This window comes from Protofrankia sp. Cr1 (assembly GCF_963555865.1).
Lineage (GTDB): Bacteria > Actinomycetota > Actinomycetes > Frankiales > Frankiaceae > Protofrankia.
Genome location: NZ_CAUVXO010000310.1, coordinates 2,649 through 6,387, shown reverse-complemented (window position 1 = coordinate 6,387; position 3,739 = coordinate 2,649). Strand labels below are relative to the sequence as shown.

Here is a 3,739-nt window from a genome sequence, read left to right as displayed (position 1 = left end):
ACGGCGGCATGGTAGGCCGTCCGTACCCGCTCGGGCACGAAAACGACCCGACCGCCGATCTCTGTGACCAGAGTGCATACGACCTGCTCGGCGGCCGGGTCGGCGGTCACTCCGAACGAAGCCCCGGACAGCAGACCCGCATCCGCGGCGGTGCCACTCAATGTCATGATCGGGTGTACCGCTGCTCGTGACGCTCCGCAGTCACGAGCCGGTTCCAAAATACCCACCCCGTGCCGTCCACTGGCGTGCGCGACGATCTGACCGGCCCGCAGAACCCCGGCATTCACGATGTCCGCCAGGACGCCCGAAATCACATCGTCGGAAACTGTGAGGAAAGTCACATCAGACGCATCGGCCACCTCGGCCGGCGTCGCTGACGAAGCCGCCGGGAAGGTAGCCCGAGCCCGCGCCCGGCCCGCAACGGACCGCGCATGCACCGCCACCACCGGATGGCCGGCACCAGCCAAGGCCGTTCCCAGAGCCGTCCCCGCCCGTCCGACACCGACGATCCCGATCCGAAGTGCCGGCGTCACGATCACACTCTGCGCCGTGCGCCCTCCCACGAAACCTCTGTCGCCGGCCATCGGGCCATGTTCCCACCATGCCTTCCCCACCCCCAATCTGACCGCCGCCATGATCGGACCAGTCCGTGTCGCGTGATCGGACCAGCCCGTGTCGTAGTCGTCACACTCAGATGACTCCGTCGGGACGTTACGCCCCGCCTCAATAGTCCGCCCGGTACGCTCAAGGGGTACCCGAGGAGGTCACACAACGTGTCAGGCCAGGTCAGAGACCGTCAAATCCATCGACTCGACCGGGTCGTCATCCGCTTCGCCGGTGACTCAGGTGACGGGATGCAGCTCACTGGGGAACAGTTCACCAGCGAGACCGCCGCGTTCGGTAATGACTTGTCAACCCTTCCGGACTTTCCGGCGGAAATCCGTGCGCCAGCGGGTACTCCGGCCGGCGTATCCGGATTTCAGCTACACTTCTCAGACCACGACATTCTCACGCCCGGCGATGCCCCGAACATGCTGGTGGCCATGAACCCGGCGGCGTTGAAGTCCAACCTGAAAGACCTGCCCAACGGCGCCGACCTCGTCGTCAACACCGACGCGTTCACCGGATCGAACCTGAAGAAGGCCGGATATTCCTCCGACCCGCTCACCGATGGCACGCTGGACGAGTATCGGGTACACCGGGTACCCCTGTCGTCGATGACCATCGACGCGGTGAACGCCCTGGAAAGCAGCGCGGGGACGGTCAACAAGAAGGAAGCCGAACGGGCGAAGAACATGTTCGCCCTCGGCCTCATGAGCTGGCTCTACCAACGGCCCACCAACGGCGTCGTCGCTTTTCTTGAGAAGAAGTTCGCGAAGCGCCCGGAAATCGCCGCCGCGAATATCGCGGCGCTGCGCGCCGGCTACAACTACGGCGAGACCACCGAGGCTTTCGCCGTCACCTACGAGGTCGCGCCCGCACGCATGAAGCCGGGCAGGTACAGGCGCGTCTCCGGCAACACGGCGCTGTCCTACGGACTGGTCGCGGCCGCCGAGCTCACCGGGTTGCCGCTGTTCCTGGGCTCCTACCCGATTACCCCCGCATCCGACATCCTGCACGAACTGAGCAAACACAAGCGCTTCGGAATACGGACCTTCCAGGCCGAGGACGAGATCGCCGGCGTCGGGGCCGCGCTCGGCGCCGCGTTTGGCGGTTCACTCGGCGTAACCACGACGTCCGGTCCCGGTCTGGCCCTCAAGACCGAGACCATCGGGCTCGCGGTGGCTCTGGAACTCCCGCTCGTCATCGTGGACATCCAGCGAGGCGGGCCGTCCACCGGGTTGCCGACCAAGACCGAACAGGCCGACCTCAGTATGGCCGTGAACGGCCGCAACGGCGAGGCACCGCTGCCGGTCATCGCTCCCCGCTCGCCTTCGGACTGCTTCGACGCCGCGATCGAGGCGGCACGGCTGGCGACGAAGTACCGGACACCGGTCATCCTGCTCTCCGACGGGTACCTCGCCAACGGTTCGGAACCTTGGCTGCTCCCCAGCCGCGCGGACCTCCCCGACCTCGAAGTGTCGTTGGCGACCGAACCGAACCACACCGGCGACAAGGGTCCGGAGTTCTGGCCATATCTTCGTGACGGCGAGACGCTCGCCCGGCCCTGGGCCGTTCCGGGAACACCCGGGCTGGAGCACCGCATCGGCGGTCTGGAAAAGGCGGACGGTTCGGGCGGCATCTCCTACGAGCCTGCGAATCACGACCGCATGGTCCGGCTGCGCCAGGCGAAGATCGAGGGCATCGCCCGCGACATCGCCCCGCTCGAGGTCGACGACCCGTCCGGCGACGCCCGGGTGCTCGTCCTGGGCTGGGGTTCGACCTACGGACCCATCGCCGCCGGATGCCGGCGTGTCCGGGCAAAGGGGCTGCACGTCGCCCAGGCACACCTGCGTCACCTTTTCCCGTTTCCCGACAACACCGGGGAGGTGCTGCGTGCCTACGACAAGGTCCTCGTCCCGGAGATGAACCTCGGTCAGCTCAGGGCCATGGTCCGGGCGGAGTTCCTGGTCGACGCCATCGGCTACAACCAGGTGCGCGGGCTTCCGTTCAAGGCCGCCGAACTGGCGGGCGTCTTGGAGGACGTGATCAACCAGTGACCGTCACGACGAACCAGGCCGGCATCACCAACCGACTACTCGATCTCATCCCGGTCAGCGACCGGCCGCAGACCCGTAAGGACTTCACCTCCGATCAGGAGGTCCGCTGGTGCCCCGGCTGCGGCGACTACGCCATCCTGGCTACCGTCCAGGGGTTTCTGCCCGAACTCGGGATAGCCCGCGAGAACATCGCCTTCATCTCGGGTATCGGGTGCTCGTCCCGTTTCCCGTACTACCTGCAGACCTACGGGATGCACTCCATCCACGGCCGGGCACCGGCCATCGCAACGGGGCTGGCCGTCTCCCGGCCAGATCTGTCGGTGTGGGTTGTCACCGGTGACGGTGATGCGCTGTCCATCGGCGGCAACCACCTGCTCCATGCACTACGCCGAAACGTGAACATCAAAATCCTGATGTTCAACAACCGGATCTACGGGTTGACCAAGGGCCAGTACTCCCCCACCTCAGAAGTGGGAAAAATCACAAAGTCGACACCGTTCGGGTCGCTGGACCGCCCCTACAACCCGATCTCGCTCGTACTCGGGGCCGAAGCGTCCTTTGTCGCCCGCTCGATCGACTCCGAGCGGGCGCACCTGACCGCCGTTCTGCGGGCAGCCGCCGCGCATCCCGGATCGGCGTTCGTCGAGATCTTTCAGAACTGCAACATCTTCAACGACGGGGCCTTCGACGCCCTCAAGGAGCGGTCGTCCAAGGATGACGCGACCCTGCGCCTCGTCCACGGCGAGCCGATGATTTTCGGTACAGACCTCGACAAGGGCATCCGCCGAGGCGCGTCGGGCGAGCTGGAAGTGTGCGCCGCGACCGACGACGGTGTGCTGGTCCACGACGCACAGGCCGTCGAGCCGAGCCAGGCGTTCGCGCTGTCACGACTCACCGGAAGCTCGGCCGGAGTCACCCCGGTCGGGGTCTTCCGGGACGTCGACGCTCCCACCTACGACGAACAGCTCAACAGCCAGATCACCGACGCCCGTGCCCGCCAGGGCGAGGGCGACCTGATGGCCCTGCTGAGCAGCGGCGACACCTGGACGGTTTCCTAGCCGAGCAACGAGTTCCCAGGC

3 protein-coding genes are annotated in these 3,739 nt (G+C 66.2%); 2 read left to right on the top strand and 1 reads right to left on the bottom strand.

The features are described 5' to 3' along the window. Positions 1 to 635 (bottom strand): Rossmann-like and DUF2520 domain-containing protein (locus tag U9980_RS19940; RefSeq protein ID WP_322769306.1); only part of this gene is annotated, 635 nt, incomplete at its 3' end. Positions 636 to 773: 138 nt separating this feature from the next. Between U9980_RS19940 and U9980_RS19935 the strand changes: the two genes are divergently transcribed. Both U9980_RS19935 and U9980_RS19930 read left to right on the top strand, forming a co-directional pair. Further along, positions 774 to 2,660: a 2-oxoacid:acceptor oxidoreductase subunit alpha gene (locus U9980_RS19935; RefSeq protein ID WP_322769305.1), complete on the top strand. Its 1,887-nt coding sequence runs from the start codon at positions 774 to 776 to the stop codon at positions 2,658 to 2,660. After that, positions 2,657 to 3,718 (top strand): 2-oxoacid:ferredoxin oxidoreductase subunit beta, encoded by a 1,062-nt coding sequence (locus U9980_RS19930; protein ID WP_322755586.1) that lies wholly within the window; start codon positions 2,657 to 2,659, stop codon positions 3,716 to 3,718. The genes U9980_RS19935 and U9980_RS19930 overlap by 4 nt, the downstream gene beginning before the upstream one ends. Positions 3,719 to 3,739 lie beyond the last annotated feature (21 nt).